The organism is Solirubrobacter pauli (assembly GCF_003633755.1).
Lineage (GTDB): Bacteria > Actinomycetota > Thermoleophilia > Solirubrobacterales > Solirubrobacteraceae > Solirubrobacter > Solirubrobacter pauli.
Map to the genome: position 1 here is coordinate 2,777,225 of NZ_RBIL01000001.1, position 22,643 is coordinate 2,799,867.

Sequence of the window (22,643 nt, forward strand, 5' to 3'; positions counted from 1 at the left end):
GAACCCGACGCCGACCCTCGGTAGAACCCGACCGTGGCCGACGTCGAGCGCCTCGGAACCGCCCCGCGTGACGTGCTCGCCGCGCTGCTGGAGGCCGTCGCCGACGCCGTCTACCTCGTCGATCCCGACGGCCGGGTGGTGTTCGCCAACCCGGCCGCGCTGCGCGCGCTCGGGTACGAGGAGGACGAGCTGCTGGGGCGCGTGAGCCACCCGACGATCCACCACTCGCACTGGGACGGGAGCCACTTCCCGCAGGCGCAGTGCCCGATGCTGCGTCCGCGTCTGACGGGCGAGACCGTACGCGTGTACGGCGACTGCTTCTGGCGCAAGGACGGCTCGAAGTTCCGCGTCGCCTACAGCAGCGCGCCGCTGGCGATGCCCGAGGGCCGCGGCGCGGTGGTCGTCTTCCGCGACGTCACCTCACGCATGGAGGACGAGGTCGCGGCCCGGCGGGAGGCGGTCGAGCGCGCCCGCGCGGCGGAGATCCACGCGTCCCGCGCCCGGATCGTCGAGGCCGCGGACGCCGAGCGCCGCCGGCTCGGCCGCGACCTGCACGACGGCGCGCAGCAACGGCTCGTGCGCGTGCTGCTCGCGCTGCGCCTGGCCGGTCGCGGCGCCGACGACGCGACGCGCGCCCTGCTCGACGCCGCCGCCGGCGACGTCGACGCCGCGATCGCCGAGCTGCGCGAGCTCGGCGCGGGCATCCACCCCCAGATCCTGACGAACCGCGGGATCGCCGCGGCGGTCGAGTCGCTGACCGGGCCGCTCCCGCTGCTCGTAGAGGCGTCGATCCCCGAGGCGCGCTACCCGGCCGGGGTGGAGGCCGCCGCGTACTTCGTGATCGCCGAGGCGCTGACCAACGTCCTCAAGCACGCGCACGCCACGGCCGCGTCCGTGACCGTGCGCGAGGCGGACGGCCGCCTGATCGTCGAGGTCGCCGACGACGGGCGCGGCGGCGTCGACATCGACGGCGGCAGCGGCCTGCGTGGCCTCGAGGACCGCGTGGCCGCGCTCGACGGCACGTTCGAGGTCCGCGACGGCCGCGGCACGACCGTCCGCGCGGAGTTGCCTCTCTAGGAGGCGCGCAGCATCGTCAGCACCGCCATGACGCGCCGGTGCTGGAGCGGCTCGTCACCGAGCCCGAGCTTGTGGAAGACGCCCGTCACATGCTTCTCGACGGCCGCGGGGGTGACGCCGAGGTCGGCCGCGATCCCGTGGTTGGACTTGCCCTCGGCCATCTGGGCGAGGACGGTGCGCTCACGCGCGGTCAGGTCGTCGATCGGCGAGTCGCGCCGGCGCCGGGACACCATCCGCTGCACGACCTCCGGGTCCAGCGCGCTGCCGCCGTCCGCGACCCGCCGCACCGAGTCCAGGAACGAGTCCACGTCGCCGATCCGGGACTTGAGCAGGTACCCGACGCCCTTCGCGTCCTCGCCGATCAGGTCCAGCGGGTAGCGCTCCTCGAGGAAGTTGGAGAGCACCAGCACCGCCGTCTCGGGGTACTGGCGGCGCACCTCGATCGCGGCCCGGAGCCCGTCGTCGGTGCCCTCGGGCGGCATCTGCACGTCGGTGATGGCCACGTCCGGCCGGTGCTCGGCGACCGCGCCGAGCACGTGGTCCGCGCGCGCGACCGTCGCCACCACCTCGATCCCGGCGTCCTCGAGCAGTCGCGCGAGCCCCGCGCTCAGCAGCACCTCGTCGTCGGCCAACAGGACCCGCAGCGGCATCTGATCAGACGAGTGGCGGGGTTCGCATGGCGACGGCGATCCGCCGGCGGATCGCCTCGGCACCTGACCGGTCGCCGATCTCGTCGAGCAGCTCGACCTGCTTCTGCATCGCGTCGACAGTGCTCGGGTGGGTGTCGCCGTAGAGCAGGCTCCGACCCGCGACGACGGCTGCGATGACTTCAAGCGCTTCGTCGTGGCGCGCGAGGGTGCGCAGCACGCCGAACCACGCCCACGCGGTCGACAGCGTTCGGGGGTGGTCCGGACCCAGCACATGCGCCATCTGCTCGAACGTCGTCGAGAGCTCCGACTCCGCGGCTTCGGGGTGACCCGCGTAGTTCAGCGCGACGCCGAGCAACGCGTCCGCGGAGAACGTCTCAGGGTGCGTCGGCCCGAGTGTGGCGCGCATGACCTCCGCCGCTCGTCGGATCTCACTGAGCGCGCGCTCGTGCGCACCCCGGCGCATCAGCATGTCACCCAGCGTGAGGCGTGCACGCTGCGTCTCGAGGTGGGCCTCGCCGAGGTCGTTCTCCAGCGTGCGCATCACCTCGACGAGCAACCACTCCGCTTCGTCGGTCCGTCCGAGGATGTCGAGCGTCTGCGCAAGATGCTGCTTGGTCCGCACGACGAGCTCATCCGCGCGCCCGAACCGGAGCTGCGCGCTGCTCACGACTCGCTCGTCCAACCGCAGCGCGGCCTCGAAGTCGCCCATCGCGGCCAGGGTCATCGCCAGATGCGACATCGCCATGAGCGTCTGCGAGTGGCCCTCACCGAGCACCTGGGTGCGGCTGATGAGGATCTGCTCCCGCAGCTTCCGTGCGCCTTCGAAATAGCCACGCCGCTCTTGCGTCGTCGCGATCTCGTCGAGCATCGACAGACGAAGCGGATGATTGACATCGAGTCGGGCGACCGCCTCCTCGCCACGGTGCAGCACTTCGGCAGCCTCCACCAGCAGACCGGCGGTGCGCAGCACCGCCCCCGCGGCCGCGTAGCCGTCAATGCGGACCGGATGCGAGTAGGACAGGTGGTCGACCGCGATCTCGAGGACCTCTCGCACGAGGTCCACGGCTCGACCCGTGTCGCCGGTCGCCGCCATCGCGCGCGCATGTGCAAACTCGGCTCTCAGCGTCTCGGGGCGAGCGCTGCCGCGAAGCTGCTGATAGCCGTCCGCGACGCTCTCGCGCAAGGCCACCGACTCGTCCGTCGCCTCTCCGGCTTCGAGCATGTCGGCGAGGGTCGCCTTCGCCTCGAGGGCCAACTCGTGAACTCGGTCCGAACGTGCGGTGCGAACCTCGACGACGTGACGCTGCAGCCTGAGGCCGCCGGCCAGGTCGCCGGCCATGCACCGGGCCTCTGCGAGCGTGCTCTGGGCTTTGAGCGTCAGCTTGTGCGTCGCTCCGAACTTCCGCTCGAGCTCGTTCCAGAGCCCGGTCAGCAGGTCGAGCGCTTGCTCCGAGTCACCGCTGTGAGCGAGGACACGTCCGAAGGACAGCTGTGCGTCGAAGGTCTTCAATGCAGATGATCCGAGCAGGTGCGACAGCAGCGCATGCGCTTCGGTGACCTGCGTCAAGGCCTCGTCGTACTGGTTCGCGTCGACCAGGGCGTCCGCCAGAGCGAGCTTGGCGTCCGCGTGTGCGCGCGTGTCCGCGTGCCGGAACTGGTCGAAGCTCGCGAGTTGACGACGGCGAACCTCGAGGGCCGCGAGCCGGTCGGCGCCGGCCTGGCACAGAGTCGCTCGAAGTCCGAGCACCTCGTATCCCGCGAACGAGTACTGCGCGTCGTCGTCGACGATCTCGGACTCCAGCTCTTCTATGAAGGTGCGCGCGTCGTCGAGCTCACCGACGTCGATCAGCAGGCTCGCGTGACGGCCCGCTGCGGTGAGCGTTGCCGAATCGTGGATCCCACGCTCGCGGAGCAGCTCTTCGAATCGCTGCCACAGGGCCGGCATGGCGATCCGGTCCGCGACGGCGGATGGTGGGCTGTCGCGGGCGTCGATGGCGAAGTGCCTGGAAACGATCTTCGGCGTGCGGGCGTGCTCGCCGCGCAGCACAGGGAACACGCGTCGAGGGGTGCGATCGGCTGCGTGCTCAGACAGGAACTGCTCGAGTTCGATGTCACCCATCGATGATCCGTCGCGGTCGACGAGGATCGCGAGGTTGCGGGCGCGTCTCAGCCGTCCGAGCCGCACAGGGCCAGCGTCGTCGGCAACGCGTAGACCTCGCTGGCGAAGCTCGCGGGCGAGGGCTCGTCCAAACCGCGCGTCCGAGCGAGCGAAGGCCACGAACACGTCGCTGTCACGTGCCTTCTGAGCGCGTCCGCGCTGGCTTCTCGCCGTGTCGACGTAGCTCTCGCGGTTGCCGATCAGCAGCTCCGTGCGCTCCGTCCGGTGAGCGACGACGGCGGCGAGGGTCTCGAACGCGTGCCCGATCCACAGTGGGTCCGACGTGCCTTCCTCGATCACCGCCAACCGTTCGCCGAAGCTCCAGTGGGCCACGTGTGGGATGCGCAGCTGGGCCAGCAGGTCGCTCGTGGCGACCTCGACGTGCTTGAACGTCTCGACCATCGGGCCGAGGCGCTGCTCGAAGAGCCTCATCCACTCGCGCGCCAGCTCGACTTCGATCGTCGCTTCGAAGCGGGTGATGACGGGGAACGACGGGACCTGCCCGCGGTCGAAGGGCAGCACTTGCCGGCTCTCGGCCGACCGTCGCATGACGTCCAGCACCCCGTCCAGGCTCTGGTGGTTCGGCGTGCAGCAGAAGGCGATCAGGTCGGGCAGCTGGACGGTGCAGATGCCGCCGATGTCCGTGATGCCCGTCCGGCTGTCCAACAGCACGAAGTCGTACTCGCGCTTGAACGCTTCGCGCAACTCCTCCAGGCGGGTGCCCAGTCCGTTCGCGTACAGCTGATCCCAGTCCAGCGCCTGGACGTGTCCGACGAACGACTCGTCGAGCCCACCCGCCGGCATGACCTCGAGATGGCCGAGCATGTTCGGCAGGTTCACCGTGGTCGTGTAGTCCGTGACGCTGAAGGGCTTGCCGTCGGCGAGATCGTCGATCAGCTCGACGACCCCCCGCACCGGCGTGTCGTCGAGCCAGGGGTCGAAATACAGGTGCAGGCCCGGGGCCTCGAGGTCCCAGTCGACGCAGAGCACCCGGTGCCCCCACTGCGCGAGCAGCGCCGCGACGTTCGCCAAGGCCATGGAGCGGCCGACCCCGCCCTTGTAGGAGTAGAACGTGCAAATCGTCCCGCTGGCGTGGTGGGCACTCATAGGCGCGGGACCACCACCATGGGCGCAGGAGCCGTCGGCGTCACTTGCAGCGTCGGCCAGTCGGCGGACCACGCCGGCGCATGCGGAACGGCCGCGGCGATGGCCTGGCAGAGGGCCTTGACGGCGTCCACGAAGTCCAGGTACTTCGACGTGTCAGCAAACCCTCGCGTGGTGTACGCCCAGTCGCGCATGTCGGTGTCCTGGATCGACCGAGCGCGCTCCGGGAACTGCGCCCGGTCTCCGTGGAACCTCACGGGGAAGATCAACGCGGCGTCGCCAGCGTCCTCGCAGCGCGCAGCCATGGTGTCGAACTCGGACATGCACCACCGGGAGCGGAAGTACGTGTGGGTGAAGACCGGGACGAGGAAACGCGAGCGCGCGAGCGCGTCCTGCAGCTTCTGCGGCCAGTTCTGTCCGGTCTCGATGTCGCGGTCCCAGAAGATGCGTGGCGGGGTCTCCATGGTCTCCTCGAGCCACCCGCGAAGCTCTCCGTGGAAGTAGTTGCGGACCCAGTCGCCCGCTACGCCAGCGCGCGTGTAGCTCACGAAGATGTCGTACTCGTAGCTCAAACGCGAGGCGGTCGCCGAAGGCGTGGCAGCTTACAGCGTCCATGTGCTCGCGCGTGACGAGCGCGATGCCATCGGCGCGCAGCGCGCTCACGAGCGCCGGGACGACCCGCGGCCCGAACGAGCTCAGATGCCCGAGCCGGACCGTGAACAGCGTCACGCCGACGACCACGAAGGACTGCAGCGGCGCGCACCGATGCCCGGTCGGTCAGCCACGGCGGGGATCGTAGGTGCATGTGCGTTCACCCCTAGGGGAGGCCCGAAGCTCATCCGCGCGCGCCAGCCTGGATCGTGATGTCCAAGATGCTTCCCGCCGTGGCCGTGACCCTGGTCGCCGCCGCGGCCGCGGCGCCCGCGGCTGACGCGTGGACGCCGCCCGCCACGCTCTCCGGCGCCGACGAGGCCAACGTGGTCGCCACCGGCGCGTTCGACGGCTCCGTCCTCACCGGCTGGCTCAAGCCGGCCGCGTCGCTCTCGAAGGGGCTCGGCGCGCCCGAGCCGATCACCACCGCCGACCCGTACGAGCGGGTGTGGGACTTCGGCGCGGACGCGTCCGGCGGCGTGGTCGCGCTGACCGTCCGCCGGCACAAGCCGGTGCAGCGCATCCGCGCTCGGATCGTGCTCGCCGACGGCACGCGCGTGAGGGCGTACACGATCTCCGACGGCAGCCACTCGGCCACGCAGCCGCGGCTCGCGGTCGCCGCCGACGGCACCGCGGTCGCCGCGTGGCAGTGGCACGACCCTGCGGGGTGGCGCGTGCAGGCCGCGATCCGGCGGCCCGGCCAGACCCGCTTCGACCGGCCGCAGACGGTGTCGCCGCCGACGGCGGGCAAGCTGCGGCCGACGTTCCAGCTCGCAGCGGGCGACGGTGGCCGCGCCGCGCTCACGTGGCAGGTCCAGTCCGGCCCGGACGCGGCGCTGCACGCGATCACCGCGGCCGACGGCACGTTCGGCGCCGACCAGGTGCTGCCCGACGGCGGCAACTGGTCCGACGTCGCGCTCGCCGTCGGCGCGGACGGCGCCGTGCAAGTCGCCTACCTGGCCCAACCGGCCGCCACGACCAGCCTGCGCGTGGCGAGCGGGGCCGTCGGCGCGGCGCTCGGCCCGACCACCGTCCTCTCGACCGGCGGCAAGGGCACGTCGAGCGGGTCGCAGGTCGCCGCCGCGTTCTCGGCCGACGGCACCGCGACCGTCGCGTGGGCCAAGCCGGGCTCCCGCTACGAGGAAGGCGGCACGCTCGAGGCCTTCACCCGCGCGCCGGGCGCGCCGTTCGGCGCCGCGCAGGCGCTCGCCGAGCACGCCGAAGGGCTCTCGCTGGCGGGAGGCCCCGGCAACGCCGCGGCGCTCGCCTGGGCGACGCAGGGCGCCAAGTGGTCCGTCCACGCGTCGCTCCGGCCCGCCGGTGGCGCGTTCGGCCCCGACACCACGCTCTCGGACCCGGCGCACAACGCGCTCTGGCCGAGCATCGCGCTGACGCCGACCGGCAAGGCGATCGCCGCCTGGGTGACCAACGACAGCGGCGGCGGCTCCGGGCAGCCGACGGCCGCGACGGGCTAGCCGGTCCGTCCCAGCAGCTCGAGCGAGACGGCCCACAGCCGCTGCGCGTTCGCCGGGTCGAGCGCGTACGCGGCGACGCCGTGCCCCGCCGCGTAGTCGTCGGTCACCGGGGCCTCGTTCCCGTGCTCGAAGTAGTGCCCGCCGTGGCCTTCGAGCGCCGGCCAGGTGGCCAGCAGCACGGACGTCGCGGCGCCCTGCTCGAGCGTCTTGTAGCGGTAGCGGCCGGAGGTGCGCAGCTGCTCGAGCACGTCGGGGTCCATGTGGCGGGACAGGTTCGAGTCGAGGATCGCGCCCGGGTGCAGGGCGTTGGCCGTGATGCCGTCGGCGGCCCAGCGCCGGTGGGCCTCGACGGCGAACAGGACGTTCGCGGTCTTCGACTGCCCGTACGCGACCATCGGGTCGTAGGCGCGGCGGTGGAAGTGCAGGTCGTCGAAATCGACGCCGGCGCGGAGGTTCGCGATCGAGCTGACCGCGACGACCCGCGCGGCGCCGGCCGACGCCAGCGCGTCGTGCAGCCCGAGCGCGAGCGCGAAGTGCCCCATGTGGTTGGTCGCGAACTGCCGCTCCCAGCCCTCGGCCGAGCGCTGGAGCTCGGGCAGCGCCATCACGCCGGCGTTGTTGACGAGGATGTCCAGCGGACCGGCCCATGCGTCCACGAAGGCGCCGACCGACGCCTGGTCGGCCAGGTCGAGCGCGCCGACGCGCACGTCGCCCCCGATGTCGCGCGCCACCCGCTCGCCGGCGGTGACGTTGCGGACGGCGAGCGTGACCTCCGCGCCGGCGCCCGCGAGCGCCCGGGCGGTCTCCACGCCGATCCCGGACGAGCCGCCCGTGACGATCGCGCGCTTGCCGGTCAGGTCGATGCCCGCGATCACGTCGGCCGCGGTCGAGTCGAAGCCGAACGGCGTGGTGATGAGGGACTCAGGCATGGCGATCTCCTAAAGTGGAATCGAATTCCAGTTGTGACGAGACCGTAGCAGATAAGTGGAAATGGATTCCGATTCCAATAGTGGCCGCCGGGCGGACGCGCGCCGCAACCGCGAACGGCTGATCGCCACCGCGCGCGAGCTGTTCGCGGAGCACGGCACCGGCGTGGCGCTGGCGGACGTCGCCCGGGCCGCGGGGGTCGGGGTCGGGACGGCGTACCGGCACTTCCCCACGGTCCAGGAGCTGGTCGAGGCCACCTACCGCGACGAGGTCGACCGGCTGGCGGACGCGGCGGAGACGCTGCTGCGCGAGCGTCCGCCCGGGGAGGCGCTGGCCGCCTGGCTGCACGCCTGCATCGACCTGCTCGAGACCGAGCGGGGGCTCTCGGATGCGCTGCAGGCGGTCGTCCTCACCGATCACGACGTCCACGCCGACTCGCGCGCCGTGGTCATGAGCGGCCTCGCCCGGCTGCTCGCGGCGGCGCAGGAGGCCGGCGCCGCGCGCACCGACGTGGACGCCACGGACGTCGCGGCGCTGCTCGGCGGCGTCTTCCTGGTCAGCGACCGCGGACGCGCACACCGTCTCCTGGACGTCCTGATCGACGGCGTGCGGCGCGGCTAGAGCGGGATGTTCCCGTGCTTGCGCTTGGGCCCCGGCTCGCGCTTGGTGAGCAGGGCCTCGAGCGAGGCGATCAGCTTCGGGCGGGTCTCGTGGGGGATGATCACGTCGTCGACGTAGCCGCGCTCGGCCGCGGTGTACGGGTTCGCGAAGCGCGCCTTGTAGTCGTCGATCAGCTTCGCGCGGCGCTCCTCGGGCGTCGGTGAGGCGGCGATGTCGCGGCGGTGGATGATGTTCACCGCGCCCTCCGGGCCCATCACGGCGATCTCGGCCGTCGGCCAGGCGAAGTTGAAGTCCGAGCGCAGGTGCTTGGAGGCCATGACGTCGTAGGCGCCGCCGTACGCCTTGCGCGTGATCACGGTCAGCTTGGGCACGGTCGCCTCGGCGTAGGCGTACAGGAGCTTCGCGCCGTGGCGGATGATCCCGCCCCACTCCTGCGAGGTGCCGGGAAGGAAGCCGGGCACGTCGACGAACGTCAGCAGCGGCAGGTTGAACGCGTCGCAGAAGCGGACGAAGCGCGCGGCCTTCGCGCTCGCGTCGATGTCCAACACGCCCGCCATCGCCTTGGGCTGGTTGCCGACCACGCCGATCGCGTGCCCGTTCAGGCGCGAGAAGCCGACGACGATGTTCTGCGCGTAGTGCTCGTGGACCTCGAGGAACTCCTCGCCGTCGACCACGAGGCGGATCACGTCGCGGATGTCGTAGGGCTTGTTCGCGTTGTCGGGGACGATCGAGTCGAGCGCCTCGTCCATCCGCTCCGGATCGTCGGCCGGCGCGACGCGCGGCGCCGTCTCCAGGTTGTTCTGCGGCAGGAAGCTGAGCAGGTAGCGCGCGTCCTCGAGGCACGCGTCCTCGTCCTCGGCCACGAACTGCGCGACGCCGGACTTGGACGCGTGGGACATCGCCCCGCCGAGGTCCTCGAAGCCGACCTCCTCGCCCGTCACGGTCTTGATCACGTCGGGCCCCGTGATGAACATGTGCGAGGTCTCGTTGACCATGAAGATGAAGTCGGTGATCGCGGGCGAGTACACGGCGCCGCCCGCGCACGGACCCATCACCAGCGAGATCTGCGGGATCACGCCCGAGGCGCGGACGTTGCGGTAGAAGACGTCCGCGTACCCGGCCAGGGAGACGACGCCCTCCTGGATGCGCGCGCCGCCGGAGTCGTTGATGCCGATCACCGGGCAGCCGATCTTCTCGGCCAGGTCCATGACCTTGCCGATCTTCTCGGCCATCACCTCGCCCAGCGAGCCCCCGAAGACGGTGAAGTCCTGCGAGAAGACGCACACGCGGCGGCCGTCGATGAGCCCGTGGCCCGTGACGACGGCATCACCCCACGGTCGGTTCTTCTGCATGTCGAAGTCGACCGTGCGGTGGCGCACGTAGGTGTCCAGCTCTTGGAAGGAGCCTGGGTCGAGGAGCTTCTCGATCCGCTCGCGGGCCGTGTACTTGCCCTTGGCGTGCTGCTTCTCGACCGCCTTCTCGGAGGCATGGTCCACGACGGCCTTGCGCAGCTCCTGCAGCTGCTCAAGGCGTTCCGCGAACGTCTCGGGGGCCTTCTGGCGCATTACCGGCGGACTCTAACGACCAGCTTCCAGGTCTCCTTGCCCGCGTCCTTCACGGTGACGCGATAGCCCTTCTTCGTCTTCTTCCCGACCTTGACGGAGCGGATCTTCGCGCCGTCGCGGCCGGGCTTGGCCGTGGCCCGCAGCTTGCCGTTGCCGCGGCGCTTGAGCGTGACCGTCGGCGCGCAGCCGATGATCTTCGGCTTGGCCGTGAGGTTCGCCACCGCGCCGTTGTGACCGGTCAGCTTGCCGATCACGACCTCGCGCGCGCCGCGGCAGGCGTCCTTCTTGAGCCGCAGCGGCGAGCTCGTCCCGCCCGTGAACGTCAGCTCGAACTTCTCCAGCGGCACGTCCGGGATGCCGGAGAACGAGTTCGCGATCCGGCCCTTGGCGCCGTTGGGCGGGGTGACCTTGCCGAACAGCGGCAGCGTCACGGCGCCGCTGAGCCGCAGCGCGAGGCCCGGGATGTCCCCGGCGTTCGGCGAGGCGAGCGTCACGGGGCTCGTCAGCGCGGAGTCCAGAAGCGGCGTCGTCGCGACCGCGGTGCCGATCTGCGAGGTCTTCGCGCAGCTGCCCGCCTGGAACTGGGCGGGCGCGCACGCCTTGCTCAGCTTCTTGAGGTCCAGGCCGAGCGTCGGCGGCAGCGACACGTCGGCGACCGCGGTCGAGGACTGGCCCTCCGGCACGGTGATGATCGCCTTCAGCGGCGGGAACGAGCCTGCGCCGGTCTTCCCGCGCGCGCCGAGCGTCGCCTCGAGCCTGGGCGAGAACTTCAGCCCCGCGCAGTCGGTCGCGTGGTAGGGCGCCGCGACCTTCGCGACCGTGCCGCCGACGCCCTCGAGCGTCGCGTTCACGGCCTGCTCGGCGCACGAGGACGCGTTCAGGATGAAGCCGGGCCGGTCGAGCGTGAGCGCGAACGAGCGGATCGAGACCGGCACGCCGCCGATCAGCCGCGGTAGCGGCGACGTCGTCACGGTGAGCCCGCCGTCCGGCCGGAACTTGATCGACGCGTTCACGGTCACCGTGCCGAGGTCGACGGGGCCGACCTTGCCGGGGATGACCATCTGGAAGCCGGCGAGGCCGCCGTCCTGGGGGCCCGTGAGGAACACGGTCCCGGAGAGCGAGACCGGCGCGTCGCCCGCGCCCGCCGTCGCCGACACGGTGCCGACCGGCGTGCCCGGCGCGAGGCCCTTGAGCGAGCCCGCGAGGCCCGGCGGCAGGTCGGCGGTGACGCGCGAGAGGTCCTCGGCGCCGTCGGGCCGCGTGATCTCCATCACGACCGAGCCCGCCGGGCGGCCGGCGGCCGTGCTCGCGGCGGACACCTTCAGACCGGGCGCGAACGCCGGCAGCGCGCAGCCGCCGTCGATCGTGAAGCTCGCGGTGGCCTGCTTCGGCGCGGTGCCGCTCCACGGCGTGAGCGTGGCCGCGAGGTCCTTCTGACCGCACGTGCTCGGGTTGTTGAGCACGGCCTTCGCGCCGCCCTGGAACGAGAGCGCGAACGCCGTGAACGGCACCTGCGGCAGGTTGTCGAAGACGGTCGTGATCTGGCCGTCGTCAGGGTTGAGCTTGACGTCACCGGCGAGCTTGACCTGCACGCCCGGCCCTTCGACGACGACGTAGAGCCGGAACCCGTCGCCGAAGTAGACCTTGCCGCCGAGCACGCCGAGCAGCGGCGTGTCGAAGCTCACCGTGCCGACCTGCGCGCCGGCCGGACAGCCGCCCGCGCTCGCGAACTGCGCGTCCGAGCAGCCCACGAGCCCGTTGGCGACGCCCGGCGAGAGCGTCGTGCCCACCGGCAGCACGATCTCCGCGCGCCGGACGTGCGAGTTGCCCGGAGGCAGCTCGAGCGTGACCGTCGCCCCGCTCGGCACGCCGCGCTGCCGGGTCTCGAGGCTCGCCGCGACGGCGGGTGCGAACGGCACGGTGTCGCAGCGGTCGGTCGTGAACGCGGCGGACTCACCGTTGAGCGTGACCGTGTGCTGGCCGCACGACGTCGGCAGCGTCATGAACGTCTCGTCAAGCGTCAGATCCAGCCCGTCGAGGCCGAACGGGCCGGGATCGAGCGACGTGATCGTCGAGTCCAGGCCGCCGTCCGGACGCAGCGAGATCGAGGCCTCGTTGCGCACGATCGGGAATCCGATGAACTCGATCGCGATGCCCAGCCGCGCCGGCTCGCCGGGCTCGGGGACGAGGTTGTAGACCGAGCCCGAGACCGGGAGCGGCAGGCTGGTGTCGGCGCTCGCCGTGCCCACGCGCGAGCTGCCCGGGCAGATGCCGTTGCGGAACGTCGTCACCGCGCACTTGGTCACGCCGGCGGCGTTCGGGTTCCCGACCAGCCCGGGCGGAAGGCTGAGCTTCACGCTCGCGGGCACCGTCGTGAACCGGGCTTGGATCGTGACGTCCGCGGGCCTCCCCGCCTGCGACGTCGAGGTGGACACGGTGAGCGCCGCGTGAGCGGGCGAAGCGACGGCGAAGAACAGCAGGACGGTGAGCAGGCGTTTCACGCGTGAAACGCTAAGTGACGGCGCGTCAAGACGCGCCGGTTCACTACATCTCTGGCTGATACTCGCCGAAGACCTCGCGGAGCGTTCCGCAGACCTCGCCGACCGACGCGTGGTCCTTGAGCGCGGCGCGGATCGGCGGCAGCAGGTTGTCGCTGCCCTGCGCCGCGGCCTTCAGCTCCTCCAGGCGCGCGGCGGTCCGCGCCTGGTCGCGCTGCGCCTTGAACGCCTTCAGGCGCTCGACCTGGTCGCGCTCGGAGGCGGGGTCGACGGACAGGATCTCCTCGACCTCGGCGCTGTCCTCGACGAACTCGTTGACGCCGACGACGACGTCCTGCTTGGTCCGGTAGCGCTCGTGGTAGCCGAACGCGGACTCCTCGATCTCGTTCTTGATGTAGGCGATGGCCGTCGCGGAGCCGCCCTGCTCGTCGACCTTGCCGATCAGCGCCCAGGCGCGCTGCTCGATCTCGGCGGTGAGCGCCTCGACGTAGTACGAGCCCGCGAACGGGTCGACGGTGTCGGTGGCGCCGGACTCGTAGGCGATCACCTGCTGGGTGCGCAGGGCGAGCTTGGCCGCGCGCTCGCTCGGCAGCGCGAGCGCCTCGTCGAAGCCGTTGGTGTGCAGCGACTGCGTGCCGCCGCAGACCGCCGCGAAGCCCTGCAGGGCGACGCGCACGACGTTGTTGAGCGGCTGCTGCGCCGTCAGCGTCACGCCGCCGGTCTGGGTGTGGAAGCGCAGCATCAGCGACTTGGGGTCCTGCGCGCCGAAGCGGTCCTTCATCGCGTGCGCCCACATGTTGCGGGCGGCGCGGAACTTCGCCACTTCCTGGAACACGTTGTTGTGGCCGTTGAAGAAGAACGCGAGGCGTGGGGCGAAGTCGTCGACCTGCAGGCCGGCGTCGATCGCCGCCTGCACGTAGGCCATCCCGCTCGCGAGCGTGAACGCGACCTCCTGGACCGCGGACGCGCCCTTCTCGCGGAAGTGGTACCCGCTGATGCTGACCGTGTTCCACTTCGGGATCCGGTCCTTGCAGTACGCGAACAGGTCCGTCGTGAGCCGCATGCTCGGCTCCGGCGGGTAGATGAAGTTCCCGCGGGCGATGTACTCCTTGAGGATGTCGTTCTGGACCGTGCCCCGGAGCTTCTCCGACGGCACCCCCTGCTCCTCGGCGACGAGCTCGTAGAGGAGCAGCAGGACCGCGGCGGGCGCGTTGATGGTCATCGACGTGGAGACCTCGTCGAGCGGGATCCCGTCGAACGCGGTCCGCATGTCCTCGAGCGTGTCGATCGCCACGCCGGTGCGGCCGACCTCGCCGAGCGAGCGTGGGTCGTCGCTGTCCAGGCCGAGCTGGGTCGGCAGGTCGAACGCCATCGAGAGGCCCGAGCCGCCGTGCGCGAGCAGGTACTTGTAACGCTCGTTGGACTCCTTCGCGGACGCGTAGCCGGCGTACTGGCGCATCGTCCACGTGCGCCTGCGGTACATCTCGGCGTGCACGCCGCGCGTGTACGGGAACTCGCCCGGCGTGCCGAGGTCCAGGTCCTCCGGCAGGTCCGCGCTCGTGTACAGCGTCTTGACCTCGATGCCCGAATCCGTGAACCGGCGCGGATCATCGGGGCCGACGACCGGTGCGACCGACAGGTCCTTGTCCTCGATGGCCATGAGGGGGCAGGTTACGCTCCGCACCCATGAGCTTGCGTGACCTCCCACCGGTCGATGCGCTGGCGGCGCAGGTGATCGCGCCGCGCGCGGTCGCGGTCGCCGCCGCGCGGGCGGTGCTCGCCGAGCGCCGCGCCGAGCTGCTGGCGGGCGCGTCCGACGCGGCCGACCTGCCGGCGCGGGCGCGCGCCTGGGCGGAGGCGTCCGGACGGCCGTCGCTGCGGCGGGTGCTGAACGCGACCGGCGTCATCGTCCATACGAACCTGGGCCGCGCCCCGCTGGCGGCCGCCGCGCGGGACGCGGTGCTGGCCGTGGCCGAGGGCTACTCGAACCTCGAATGGGCGGACGGCGAGCGCGGCTCGCGCCACGTGCACGTGGAGCCGCTGCTGCGGGAGCTGACCGGCGCGCAGGCGGGGTTCGCGGTCAACAACGGCGCGGGCGCCGCGCTGCTCGCCGCGGCGGCCTTGGCCGGGCCCGGCAAGGAGATCGTCGTCTCCCGCGGGCAGCTCGTGGAGATCGGCGGCGGGTTCCGGGTCCCCGACGTGATCGCGCAGGCGGGCGCGCGGCTCGTCGAGGTGGGCACCACCAACCGCACCCGGCTCGGCGACTACGCGGCCGCGCTCGGCCCGGACACGGGCGCGGTGCTGCGCGTGCATCGCTCGAACTTCGTCCAGCTGGGCTTCGTCGAGGACGTGGGCATCGAGTCGCTGTGCGAGCTCGGCGTGCCCGTGATCGACGACGTCGGCTCCGGCGCGCTGGACCCGATCCACGACGAGCCCAGCGTGCGGCGCAGCGTCGCGGCCGGGGCGGCGCTGGTCGTCTTCTCGGGGGACAAGCTGCTCGGCGGGCCGCAAGCGGGCCTGCTCGTGGGGCGCGAGGCGGCGGTCGAGGCGGCACGCCGCCATCCCCTCGCACGGGCGCTGCGGATCGACAAGCTGTCGCTGGCCGCGCTCGAGGCGACGCTGCGGCTGCACCGCGACGCGCCCGAGCAGGTCCCGGTGCCGGCGATGCTCCACGCGACCGACCTGCGGGCGCGGGCAGAGCGGCTCGCCGCGGCCGTCCCGGGCGCGACCGTGATCGAGTCCGTCGCACGGGTCGGCGGTGGGGCGCTGCCGCTCGTCGAGCTGCCCGGACCGGTCGCCGTGCTGCCGGACGACTCGCTGGTCCAGCCGCTGCGGCGCGCGGATCCGCCGCTCGTCGGCCGGGTCGAGGACGGCCGCCTCCTGCTCGACCCGCGCACGCTCACCGACGAGGAGACCGACCTCGCCGTGGCGCTCCTTGAAGGTGCCGGGCACCTCTAGGTTCGCGCGGGGGCGCCGGCGGTGGTCAGGCGCCGGCGCCCCGCGCCGGTGTCAGCCGATCATCTCCCGGGCGGCGCCGCCGGGCTTGAACATCGGGAGGCAGTTCGCCTCGGGCGCGATCCGGACGTGCAGCATCGCCGGGCCGTCCTCGGCGAGGGTCTCGGCGAGCGCGTCGGCCACCTCGTCGCCGTCGCCGATCGAGCGCACGGACACGCCGAAGGCGCGGGCGAGCAGCGCCCAGTCCGGGCTCGCGCCCAGGTTCACCGCGCTGCGGCGGCCTTCCCAGAACATGTCCTGCTGCTGGCGGACCATGCCCAGGCACGCGTTGTCGAGCAGCACGACCTTGACCGGCAGCTGCTCCTCGACGGCGGTCGCGAGCTCCTGCACGTTCATCAGGAACGAGCCCTCGCCGGACACGCAGACGACGGGCCGGCCCGGGAACGCGGCCTGGGCGCCGAGCGCGGCCGGGAGGCCGAAGCCCATCGTGCCGAGGCCGCCGCTCGTGATCCATTGGCGCGGCTGGTTGAACTTCAGCCGGTTCGCCGCCCACATCTGGTGCTGGCCGACGTCCGTGGTGACGATCGCGTCACCGAGGACCGCGCTCAGCTCGTCCAGCGCCGTCTCGGGGTCCACGCAGCCGGGCTCCGGGTCGGTCGCCGCCGTGCGGTCGGACTGCCAGCCGCGGATCCGCGACCACCAGGCGGCGAGCCGGCCCGGGTGGGCTCCGAGCTTCTCGTAGGCGTCGATCAGCGCCTCGAGCGCGAGCTTCGCGTCGCCGACCATCGGGATGTGCGCGGCCCGGATCTTGTCGATCTCCGTCGGGTCGATGTCGATGTGGACGATCTTCGCGTGGGGCGCGAACTCGTCGAGCGCGCCGGTCACGCGGTCGTCGAAGCGGGCGCCGATGGCGATGATCAGGTCCGCCTCGTCCATCGCCCAGTTCGCCGTGCGCGTGCCGTGCATGCCGAGCATCCCGAGCCACGCCGGGTCGTCGGCGGGGAACGCGCCGAGCGCCATCAGCGTGGTCGTGACCGGCGCGGCGGTGAGCTTGGCGAACGTCCACAGCGCGTCGGCCGCTCCCGCCTGGACGACGCCGCCGCCCGCGTAGAGCACGGGTCGCCGGGCGGCCGCGAGCGCCTCGGCCGCGAGCCGCACCTGGCGCCCGTTGGGGCGCGGATGCGGGTGGTAGCCGGGCAGCTGCGGCGTGCCGGACTCCTCCCGCGCGGGCGCGCTCGCGATGTCGGTGGGCAGGTCGATCAGCACCGGGCCGGGGCGGCCGCTGGTGGCGATGTGGAGCGCGTCCTTGACCGCCTGGGCGATGTCGTCGGCGCGCTCGATCGCGATCGAGTGCTTGACGATCGGCTGGGTGATGCCGATCACGTCCGCCTCCTGGAAGGCGTTCGTGCCGCGCAGCGTGGTCTTCACCTGGCCCGTGATGAACAGCGTCGGCGTGCTGTCCATCTGGGCGTCGGCGATGGCGGTGACGAGGTTCGTCGCGCCGGGGCCGGACGTGCCGATGGCGACGCCGGGCTTCCCGCTCGCGCGGGCGTAGCCCTCGGCGGCGTGGCCCGCGGCCTGCTCATGCCGCATCAGGACGTGGCGGATGGGGCTGTCGTAGAGGGCGTCGTACACCGGCAGCGCGGCGCCGCCGGGCACGCCGAAGATGGTGTCGACCCCCGCGCGCTCGAGCGCGCGCGTCAGGGCGTCGGCGCCGCGCATCTGGGTGCGGGATGAACGAGGGTGGTCAGGTCGAGGCTGAGTACGACGAGAAGCATGTGGAACTCCTGTGAGGAGAGAGGAAGAGGACGACGGCGGGAGCGCGCGTGCGTCAGAGAACGGCGACGCGCGCGGCGGTAAGCCCGAGTACTCGTACTCGTAAAGCGCGCGTGGTCATCTACTTCAAGGATGCCACACGGGCGCGGGCTTTACGAGCCGCCTTGCGCGCCGTGTTGGTGATCAGCGCAGAGAGCGGCTGCGAGGTCGTGACCGTGTAGGTGCGCGGCGCGTCCGGGTTCTTGCGCGCCCAGCCCCACCACTCGTCCTGGCGCCTGAGCTCGGTGAAGCTCGGGTGCTGGGCGACGATCAGGTCGAAGACGGCGCGCAGGTGCGGCTGCGTGCGCTCGGGCTCGGACAGCTCGCGGTGGACGATGCCGTCGGTCGCCTCGCGATGCGGGTCCTGCGCGTACGTCCACTCGAGGTCGTCCATCAGCAGCCAGCCGCCGGGGCGCAGGAGCTTCTCGACCAGGACCACCGCCAGGCCGTCGATCGTCCAGTTCTTCGCGCCGTCGAGGTAGACGAAGTCGTACTGCGGCGTGACGTTGCCGTGCGCGTCGGTGTGGGCCTCGATCTGCGTCTTCAGCCACCACGTGTACGAGGAGTACGCGCGCACGACGTCCAGCGTGACGCCCGCCCGGCGCGCGGTCTCCTCCGGGCTCGGGTCGTAGTGCGCGCCCTGGAAGTCGACCGTGGTGACGTTCGCGCCGGCGGCGGCCATGTACGCGGCGCCGACCCCGTGCGCGGTGCCGAGCTCGAGCACGTCGCGCGCGCCGCTCTGCCGCACGTGGTCGTAGACCAGCCGGCCCTGGGCGGGCGACATGAACGGAATGCCCGCGATCGCGCGCGCCACCTCGTCGAAGTCCGGCATGTCAGGCTCATTCCAGCATGCCGCTGACGCTCGGCACCGCGGGCCACATCGACCACGGCAAGACCGCGCTCGTCGAAGCGCTGACCGGCGTGGACACCGACCGCCTGCCCGAGGAGAAGGCGCGCGGCATCTCGATCGCGCTGGGCTACGCCCCGCTGGCGCTGCCGAGCGGCACGCGCCTGTCCGTCGTCGACGTGCCCGGCCACGAGAAGTTCGTCCGCACGATGGTCGCGGGGGCGACGGGCATCGACCTGTACCTGATGGTCGTCGCCGCCGACGACGGCGTGATGCCCCAGACGCGCGAGCACGCGACCGTGCTGGCGGCATTGGGTGTGACCGTCGGGGTGGTCGCGATCACCAAGGCCGACGTGACGTCGCCGGAGCGCGCCGCGTCGGAGGCCGCATCGCTGTTCCCGGGTGCGGAAGTCGTGGCGGTGTCCTCACGGACGGGCGAAGGGCTCGACGAGCTGCGCGCCGCGTTGGACCGGGCGGCGGCGCAGGTCGCGTCCCGGGTGGCGGACGGCCCGGCGCGGCTGCACGTCGACCGCGTCTTCACGATCCGCGGCGCGGGCACCGTCGTCACCGGCACCCTGTGGTCCGGCGCCGTCACGCGTGGGGACCAGATCACCGTCCTGCCGGCGGGTCTCTCGGCTCGGGTCCGCTCCGTCGAGGTCCACGACGAGCCGGTCGACCGCGCCGAGGCGGGCCAGCGTGTGGCGCTCAACCTCGTGGGCCTCGACCGCGCCGAGGTCGCGCGCGGCGACGTCATCACCTCCGGAGATCTCGTGGAGGCCACGTATCGCGTCGACGTCGCGCTCACGTGGGCCACGCCCGACGCGCGGCCCGAGGGCGGCGCGCGCGTCGGCGTCCATCACGGCACGCGCGAGTCCGCCGCGCGGCTCGTGGAGCTCGGCGGGCGCTTCTTCCAGCTGCGGCTCGAAGAGCCGATCGTCCCGGCGGCCGGCGACAAGCTCGTGATCCGCTCGCTCGCGCCGCCGGACACGCTCGGCGGCGGCGTGGTGCTCGACCCTGGCCCGCGCCGGCACGGCCCGTCGCGCGGCCTCCTGGCCCGGCTCGCCCGCCTGGAGCGGGGCGAGCCGGAACCCGAGGCGCCGGCCGAAGCGACGCCGCCGCCGCAGGCTGAGCGCGCGCCGCTGTCGCCGCGAGCGCTCGAGCTCGAGGCCGAGTTGCTGGACGCGGCGCACGAACCGCCGCTCGACCAGGACGCCGCGGCGCTGGCCGAGCTGCGCGAGCACGGGCGGGCGGCGCGGCTGGGACCGACGATGCACGTGCACGTGGACGTGCTGGCCACGGTGCGCGAGCGCGTGGTCGCGGCGATCGAGCGCGACGGGTCGATCTCGCTGGCCGGGCTGCGGGACGAGCTCGGGACCTCGCGTAAGTACGCGCAGGCGTATCTGGAGCGCTTCGACGGCGAGAAGCTGACCTTGCGGCGGGGGGAAATGCGGGTGCTGCGGCGGCGGAGCCCGTGAACGGGCGGCGGCCGGGCACCTCCCGGCCTCACGGCACGAAGACCACTCGGCGAGCGACCGCCTCGTCCCACACCGCCTCCACGTCCTCCAGCGGCCGTGTCTCCGCCTCCACGTCCAGCACGCCCGACGTGATCGCCGCGGCCAGCCCCGGCAGCTCCTCCACGATCGCCGCGGTGCTGACCGAGCCCTGGCCGCTGCCCAGCACGCGCAGGTTCGCCGCGCGCAAGGCGGCCGAAGGCAGCGCCAGGTCGGGCCCGGCGACCGACCCGATCTGCACCCAGTCCAGCGCGCGGCCGCGATCCCGGCGAGCGGTGACGATGGCCCGGATGGCCGCGGCGGCGGGTCGGCCCCAGACGTAGTCCAGGACGACGTCGGCGTCCGCGGCCCGCTCGAGCTCGTCGAACCCGACCGTGCTGTCCGCGTCCAGCGCGGCGAGCCGCTTCGCGTCCCGGCCGGCCGCGATCACCGTCCCCGCGCCGAGGTGGCGGGCGACCTGAAGCGCCATCCGGCCCGCGTTGCCCGTCGCGCCCAGGACGAGGACGGACGAGCCCGGCGCGAACGCCACGCGCCGGCGGAGCGCGACCCACGACGACATGCCCGGGTTCATCCCGGCGGCCAGCGCGTGCACGTCGCTCCCCTCCGGGAGGACGACGCTGCGGCGCGGGTCGATCAGCGTCTGCTCGGCCATCGCGCCCTGCCGCGTGTCGGGCAGCACGAAGTACCGCAGCTCACCGTTCTCCAGGCGGCCGACGCCGTCGATGCCGGGGATCAGGGGCAGCTCGCCGTCGCTCGTGTAGTGGGAGCCGTCGGCGCTGGAGCGGACGCGCGGGTGCAGGCCGCTGGCGAGGACATGCACCGCGATCCGGCCGGCGCCCGGAACGGAGCATCGACGGACTCGTAGCGGGGCGGGACATCGAAGGCGTGGACGACGGCGGCGTGCATGGCGGCACCTCAAAGTAGTTCGCGGTACGAACCAAAGTAGTACGTGCCACGAACTATGTCAAGCTACCGCGCATGTCCGAGCCCGCACCCGAGCTGGTCGACGCCGTCGCGGAGCTCGCGTTCGCCGTGCACGCCCGGCTGACCGCGCTGGCAGCGCGGCACGACCTGTCCCTCACGCAGATGCGGCTGCTCGGCATCCTGCGCGACCGGGAGCCGCCGATGCTCGAGCTGGGACGGCACCTGGACCTGACGAAGTCGTCGGTGTCCGGCCTCGTCGACCGGGCGGCGCGGCGGGGCCTGGTGGAGCGGGTGCCCGGAGCGAGCGACGGCCGCGTGGTGCACGTGCGGCTCACGGACGAAGGGCGCACGTTCGCCCGCGCGGTCGAGCAGGAGGCGGCGAAGGCGCTCTCGGAGCTGCTGGAGCCACTGCCCGAGCCGGACCGGGCCCGGCTCGCGCAGCTCGCCGTGCGGGTGACGCGCGGCGCTACCTAGGCGACTGCCAGGCCGCCTCCCAGAAGGCCAGCTCGTGGCGCGACGACGTCAGGAACGCCGCCTTCATGGCCTCGAGCTCGCCGTCGACCTCGTCGAGCAGCTCGCGGGACCAGTCGGCCAGCTCGCCGAACTCGTCGCCCGCGTACATCTCGATCCACTCCGCGTAGCGGTCCGAGGTGGCGTTCGCCGCTAGCGACGTGCCGATCTCCGCGTAGCCCCACATGCACGGGGCGACGGCGGCCACCAGCTCGCTGAAGTCGCCCAACGACGCGGTGCGCAGCAGGAAGTCGCAGTAGGCGGCGGTCGCGGGCTCGACCACCACGGCTTCGAGGTCGGTCACGCCCCAGCGGGCCGCGAACCCGCGGTGCAGCTCCATCTCCGTCTCCAGCACAGCCAGCGACAGGGCGGCGAAGCGGCGCATCCACGACAGGCGCGGCGCCCGGGCCGCGCCCAGCGACAGCAGCCGGCCATAGTCGATCAGGAACCGGTAGTCCTGCCGGATGTACCAGCGGAACGCGGCCTCGTCGAGCGTGCCGTCGCCGATGCCCTGCACGAACGGGTGCTGGAGCGACGCCTCCCAGACCTCCGCGGCGGCGTCGCGCAGCGCGAGCGAGCGGATCAAGCGCCCGCGGCGGCCGGGGCGGTGGGATCGCCGCCTTCGCCGCTCGCCATCTCGCGCGCCATGAAGTTCTCGATGTCCATCGGGTCGTCCTTGGAGCGCTCGACCACGCGCAGCAGGTCGGACATCGTCGCGACCTCCTCCACCTGCTCCTTGATGAACCACTGCATGAACTGCTCGGAGGTGTAGTCGCCCTCGGCGCGGGCGCGGCCGGCGAGCGCGTTGATCTGCTCGGTCACCCGCTTCTCCTGGGCGAGCGCCAGGGCGACGGGTTCGACGATGTCGTCGAACCGCACCTGCGGAGCGGCCACGCCGGGGATGACGACCTCGGCGTCGGCGTCCAGCAGGTACTGGACCATCATCATCGCGTGCTCGCGCTCTTCGAGCGCCTGCGCGTAGAAGAAGCGCGCGAGCTGCGGAAGGGTCTCGGCGTCGTAGTAGACGGCGCACGCGACGTACTGCTGGTGGGCAGCGTACTCGTGCCCGATCTGCTCGTTCAGAAGCGTTACAAAGGCATCAGCGGCCATGCGTGCGGATGCTATACCGAGCCTTCCTTGGCGAAGAAGAACAAGGACCTTCCGCGGGTCGTCAAGACGAAGAAGAAGTGCTGCAAGAGCCGGCCGCGTTGCAAGAAGTGCCCGGTCGTCTGCAAGCGCCTGTCCAACCAGGGGCTGGCGGAGCGGCTCCCGAACGGCAGCTACGTGCTCAGCATCGACGTGAGCAAGAAAGCCATCAAGGCGGCACGCGGATAGCCGCCTGGCTACCATGCCGG

18 protein-coding genes and 2 pseudogenes are annotated in these 22,643 nt (G+C 72.2%); 7 read left to right on the forward strand and 13 right to left on the reverse strand.

The genetic code is table 11. The annotated features are described in order from the left end of the window. Window positions 1-33 precede the first annotated feature (33 nt). A complete protein-coding gene (locus C8N24_RS13195) occupies window positions 34-1,077 on the forward strand; it encodes a sensor histidine kinase (RefSeq protein WP_121250587.1) in 1,044 nt (347 codons plus the stop codon). Here C8N24_RS13195 and C8N24_RS13200 read toward each other — a convergent pair. The 4 genes and pseudogenes from C8N24_RS13200 to C8N24_RS13210 form a co-directional block, all read right to left on the reverse strand. Next, complete coding sequence (locus C8N24_RS13200; RefSeq protein WP_121250588.1) at window positions 1,074-1,727, reverse strand: response regulator transcription factor; 654 nt, start codon at window positions 1,725-1,727, stop codon at window positions 1,074-1,076. The genes C8N24_RS13195 and C8N24_RS13200 overlap by 4 nt on opposite strands. A gap of 4 nt (window positions 1,728-1,731) precedes the next feature. Then, complete coding sequence (locus C8N24_RS13205; RefSeq protein ID WP_245971851.1) at window positions 1,732-4,287, reverse strand: toll/interleukin-1 receptor domain-containing protein; 2,556 nt, start codon at window positions 4,285-4,287, stop codon at window positions 1,732-1,734. Window positions 4,288-4,485: 198 nt separating this feature from the next. Continuing rightward, window positions 4,486-4,992: pseudogene (locus C8N24_RS35705) on the reverse strand (KGGVGR-motif variant AAA ATPase); the annotation flags it as partial. After that, a complete protein-coding gene (locus tag C8N24_RS13210; protein WP_170179061.1) occupies window positions 4,989-5,537 on the reverse strand; it encodes a toll/interleukin-1 receptor domain-containing protein in 549 nt (182 codons plus the stop codon). The pseudogene C8N24_RS35705 and the gene C8N24_RS13210, both read right to left, overlap by 4 nt. Before the next feature lie 315 nt (window positions 5,538-5,852). On the opposite strand from C8N24_RS13210, the gene C8N24_RS13215 reads away from it, so the two are divergent. Beyond that, a complete protein-coding gene (locus C8N24_RS13215; RefSeq protein ID WP_121250591.1) occupies window positions 5,853-7,115 on the forward strand; it encodes a hypothetical protein in 1,263 nt (420 codons plus the stop codon). Here C8N24_RS13215 and C8N24_RS13220 read toward each other — a convergent pair. Next, the gene (locus C8N24_RS13220; protein ID WP_121250592.1) at window positions 7,112-8,044 is read right to left on the reverse strand and encodes an SDR family NAD(P)-dependent oxidoreductase; all 933 of its coding nucleotides are present in this window, start codon (window positions 8,042-8,044) and stop codon (window positions 7,112-7,114) included. The genes C8N24_RS13215 and C8N24_RS13220 overlap by 4 nt on opposite strands. Window positions 8,045-8,105: 61 nt before the next feature. On the opposite strand from C8N24_RS13220, the gene C8N24_RS13225 reads away from it, so the two are divergent. Continuing rightward, on the forward strand, window positions 8,106-8,663 hold the full coding sequence (locus C8N24_RS13225) for a TetR/AcrR family transcriptional regulator (RefSeq protein ID WP_121250593.1): 558 nt from the start codon (window positions 8,106-8,108) through the stop codon (window positions 8,661-8,663). On the opposite strand, the gene C8N24_RS13230 is transcribed toward C8N24_RS13225, so the two are convergent. The 3 genes from C8N24_RS13230 to C8N24_RS13240 are packed head-to-tail and all read right to left on the reverse strand — an operon-like array spanning window position 8,660 to window position 14,386. Next, window positions 8,660-10,228 (reverse strand): acyl-CoA carboxylase subunit beta, encoded by a 1,569-nt coding sequence (locus C8N24_RS13230; protein WP_121250594.1) that lies wholly within the window; start codon window positions 10,226-10,228, stop codon window positions 8,660-8,662. The genes C8N24_RS13225 and C8N24_RS13230 overlap by 4 nt on opposite strands. Beyond that, window positions 10,228-12,729 (reverse strand): hypothetical protein, encoded by a 2,502-nt coding sequence (locus C8N24_RS33935; protein ID WP_170179062.1) that lies wholly within the window; start codon window positions 12,727-12,729, stop codon window positions 10,228-10,230. The genes C8N24_RS13230 and C8N24_RS33935 overlap by 1 nt, the downstream gene beginning before the upstream one ends. A gap of 43 nt (window positions 12,730-12,772) precedes the next feature. After that, window positions 12,773-14,386 carry an acyl-CoA mutase large subunit family protein gene (locus tag C8N24_RS13240; RefSeq protein WP_121250595.1) on the reverse strand — a complete coding sequence of 538 codons (1,614 nt, stop codon included), beginning with the start codon at window positions 14,384-14,386 and terminating at the stop codon, window positions 12,773-12,775. A 26-nt stretch (window positions 14,387-14,412) separates the two neighbouring features. Between C8N24_RS13240 and selA the strand changes: the two genes are divergently transcribed. Beyond that, complete coding sequence (gene selA, locus C8N24_RS13245; RefSeq protein WP_121250596.1) at window positions 14,413-15,684, forward strand: L-seryl-tRNA(Sec) selenium transferase; 1,272 nt, start codon at window positions 14,413-14,415, stop codon at window positions 15,682-15,684. Between the two features lie 51 nt (window positions 15,685-15,735). Here the strand turns inward: selA and ilvB are convergent, their stop codons facing one another. Both ilvB and C8N24_RS13255 read right to left on the reverse strand, forming a co-directional pair. After that, window positions 15,736-17,403, reverse strand: coding sequence for a biosynthetic-type acetolactate synthase large subunit (gene ilvB / locus C8N24_RS13250; RefSeq protein ID WP_121250597.1), 1,668 nt, complete (start codon window positions 17,401-17,403; stop codon window positions 15,736-15,738). Between the two features lie 175 nt (window positions 17,404-17,578). Beyond that, entirely contained in the window at window positions 17,579-18,328 is a 750-nt protein-coding gene (locus tag C8N24_RS13255) for a class I SAM-dependent methyltransferase (RefSeq protein WP_121250598.1), read from the reverse strand. A 17-nt stretch (window positions 18,329-18,345) separates the two neighbouring features. On the opposite strand from C8N24_RS13255, the gene selB reads away from it, so the two are divergent. After that, a complete protein-coding gene (selB, locus tag C8N24_RS13260; RefSeq protein WP_121250599.1) occupies window positions 18,346-19,818 on the forward strand; it encodes a selenocysteine-specific translation elongation factor in 1,473 nt (490 codons plus the stop codon). 28 nt (window positions 19,819-19,846) lie between these two features. On the opposite strand, the pseudogene C8N24_RS13265 reads toward selB, so the two are convergent. Then, window positions 19,847-20,760 (reverse strand): annotated as a pseudogene (locus tag C8N24_RS13265) (quinone oxidoreductase family protein). A gap of 72 nt (window positions 20,761-20,832) precedes the next feature. On the opposite strand from C8N24_RS13265, the gene C8N24_RS13270 reads away from it, so the two are divergent. Then, window positions 20,833-21,252, forward strand: coding sequence for a MarR family winged helix-turn-helix transcriptional regulator (locus tag C8N24_RS13270; RefSeq protein ID WP_121250600.1), 420 nt, complete (start codon window positions 20,833-20,835; stop codon window positions 21,250-21,252). Here C8N24_RS13270 and tenA read toward each other — a convergent pair. After that, on the reverse strand, window positions 21,245-21,874 hold the full coding sequence (gene tenA / locus C8N24_RS13275) for a thiaminase II (RefSeq protein ID WP_121250601.1): 630 nt from the start codon (window positions 21,872-21,874) through the stop codon (window positions 21,245-21,247). The two genes, C8N24_RS13270 and tenA, sit on opposite strands and share 8 nt — an antisense overlap. Then, window positions 21,871-22,398: a ferritin gene (locus C8N24_RS13280; RefSeq protein WP_121250602.1), complete on the reverse strand. Its 528-nt coding sequence runs from the start codon at window positions 22,396-22,398 to the stop codon at window positions 21,871-21,873. The genes tenA and C8N24_RS13280 overlap by 4 nt, the downstream gene beginning before the upstream one ends. A 27-nt stretch (window positions 22,399-22,425) precedes the next feature. Between C8N24_RS13280 and C8N24_RS13285 the strand changes: the two genes are divergently transcribed. Then, a complete protein-coding gene (locus C8N24_RS13285) occupies window positions 22,426-22,623 on the forward strand; it encodes a hypothetical protein (RefSeq protein ID WP_121250603.1) in 198 nt (65 codons plus the stop codon). The last annotated feature ends 20 nt before the right edge of the window (window positions 22,624-22,643 follow it).

Bases quoted from the DNA above. Each gene is read 5' to 3' on its own strand.
- selA (WP_121250596.1), top strand. From the start codon at position 14,413: ATGAGCTTGCGTGACCTCCCACCGGTCGATGCGCTGGCGGCGCAGGTG.
- selB (WP_121250599.1), top strand. From the start codon at position 18,346: ATGCCGCTGACGCTCGGCACCGCGGGCCACATCGACCACGGCAAGACC.
- C8N24_RS13205 (WP_245971851.1), bottom strand. From the start codon at position 4,287: ATGGTCGAGACGTTCAAGCACGTCGAGGTCGCCACGAGCGACCTGCTG.
- C8N24_RS13230 (WP_121250594.1), bottom strand. From the start codon at position 10,228: ATGCGCCAGAAGGCCCCCGAGACGTTCGCGGAACGCCTTGAGCAGCTG.
- C8N24_RS13270 (WP_121250600.1), top strand. From the start codon at position 20,833: ATGTCCGAGCCCGCACCCGAGCTGGTCGACGCCGTCGCGGAGCTCGCG.
- C8N24_RS13220 (WP_121250592.1), bottom strand. From the start codon at position 8,044: ATGCCTGAGTCCCTCATCACCACGCCGTTCGGCTTCGACTCGACCGCG.
- ilvB (WP_121250597.1), bottom strand. From the start codon at position 17,403: ATGCGCGGCGCCGACGCCCTGACGCGCGCGCTCGAGCGCGCGGGGGTC.
- C8N24_RS13280 (WP_121250602.1), bottom strand. From the start codon at position 22,398: ATGGCCGCTGATGCCTTTGTAACGCTTCTGAACGAGCAGATCGGGCAC.
- C8N24_RS13200 (WP_121250588.1), bottom strand. From the start codon at position 1,727: ATGCCGCTGCGGGTCCTGTTGGCCGACGACGAGGTGCTGCTGAGCGCG.
- C8N24_RS13240 (WP_121250595.1), bottom strand. From the start codon at position 14,386: ATGGCCATCGAGGACAAGGACCTGTCGGTCGCACCGGTCGTCGGCCCC.
- C8N24_RS13215 (WP_121250591.1), top strand. From the start codon at position 5,853: ATGTCCAAGATGCTTCCCGCCGTGGCCGTGACCCTGGTCGCCGCCGCG.
- C8N24_RS13225 (WP_121250593.1), top strand. From the start codon at position 8,106: ATGGATTCCGATTCCAATAGTGGCCGCCGGGCGGACGCGCGCCGCAAC.
- C8N24_RS13255 (WP_121250598.1), bottom strand. From the start codon at position 18,328: ATGCCGGACTTCGACGAGGTGGCGCGCGCGATCGCGGGCATTCCGTTC.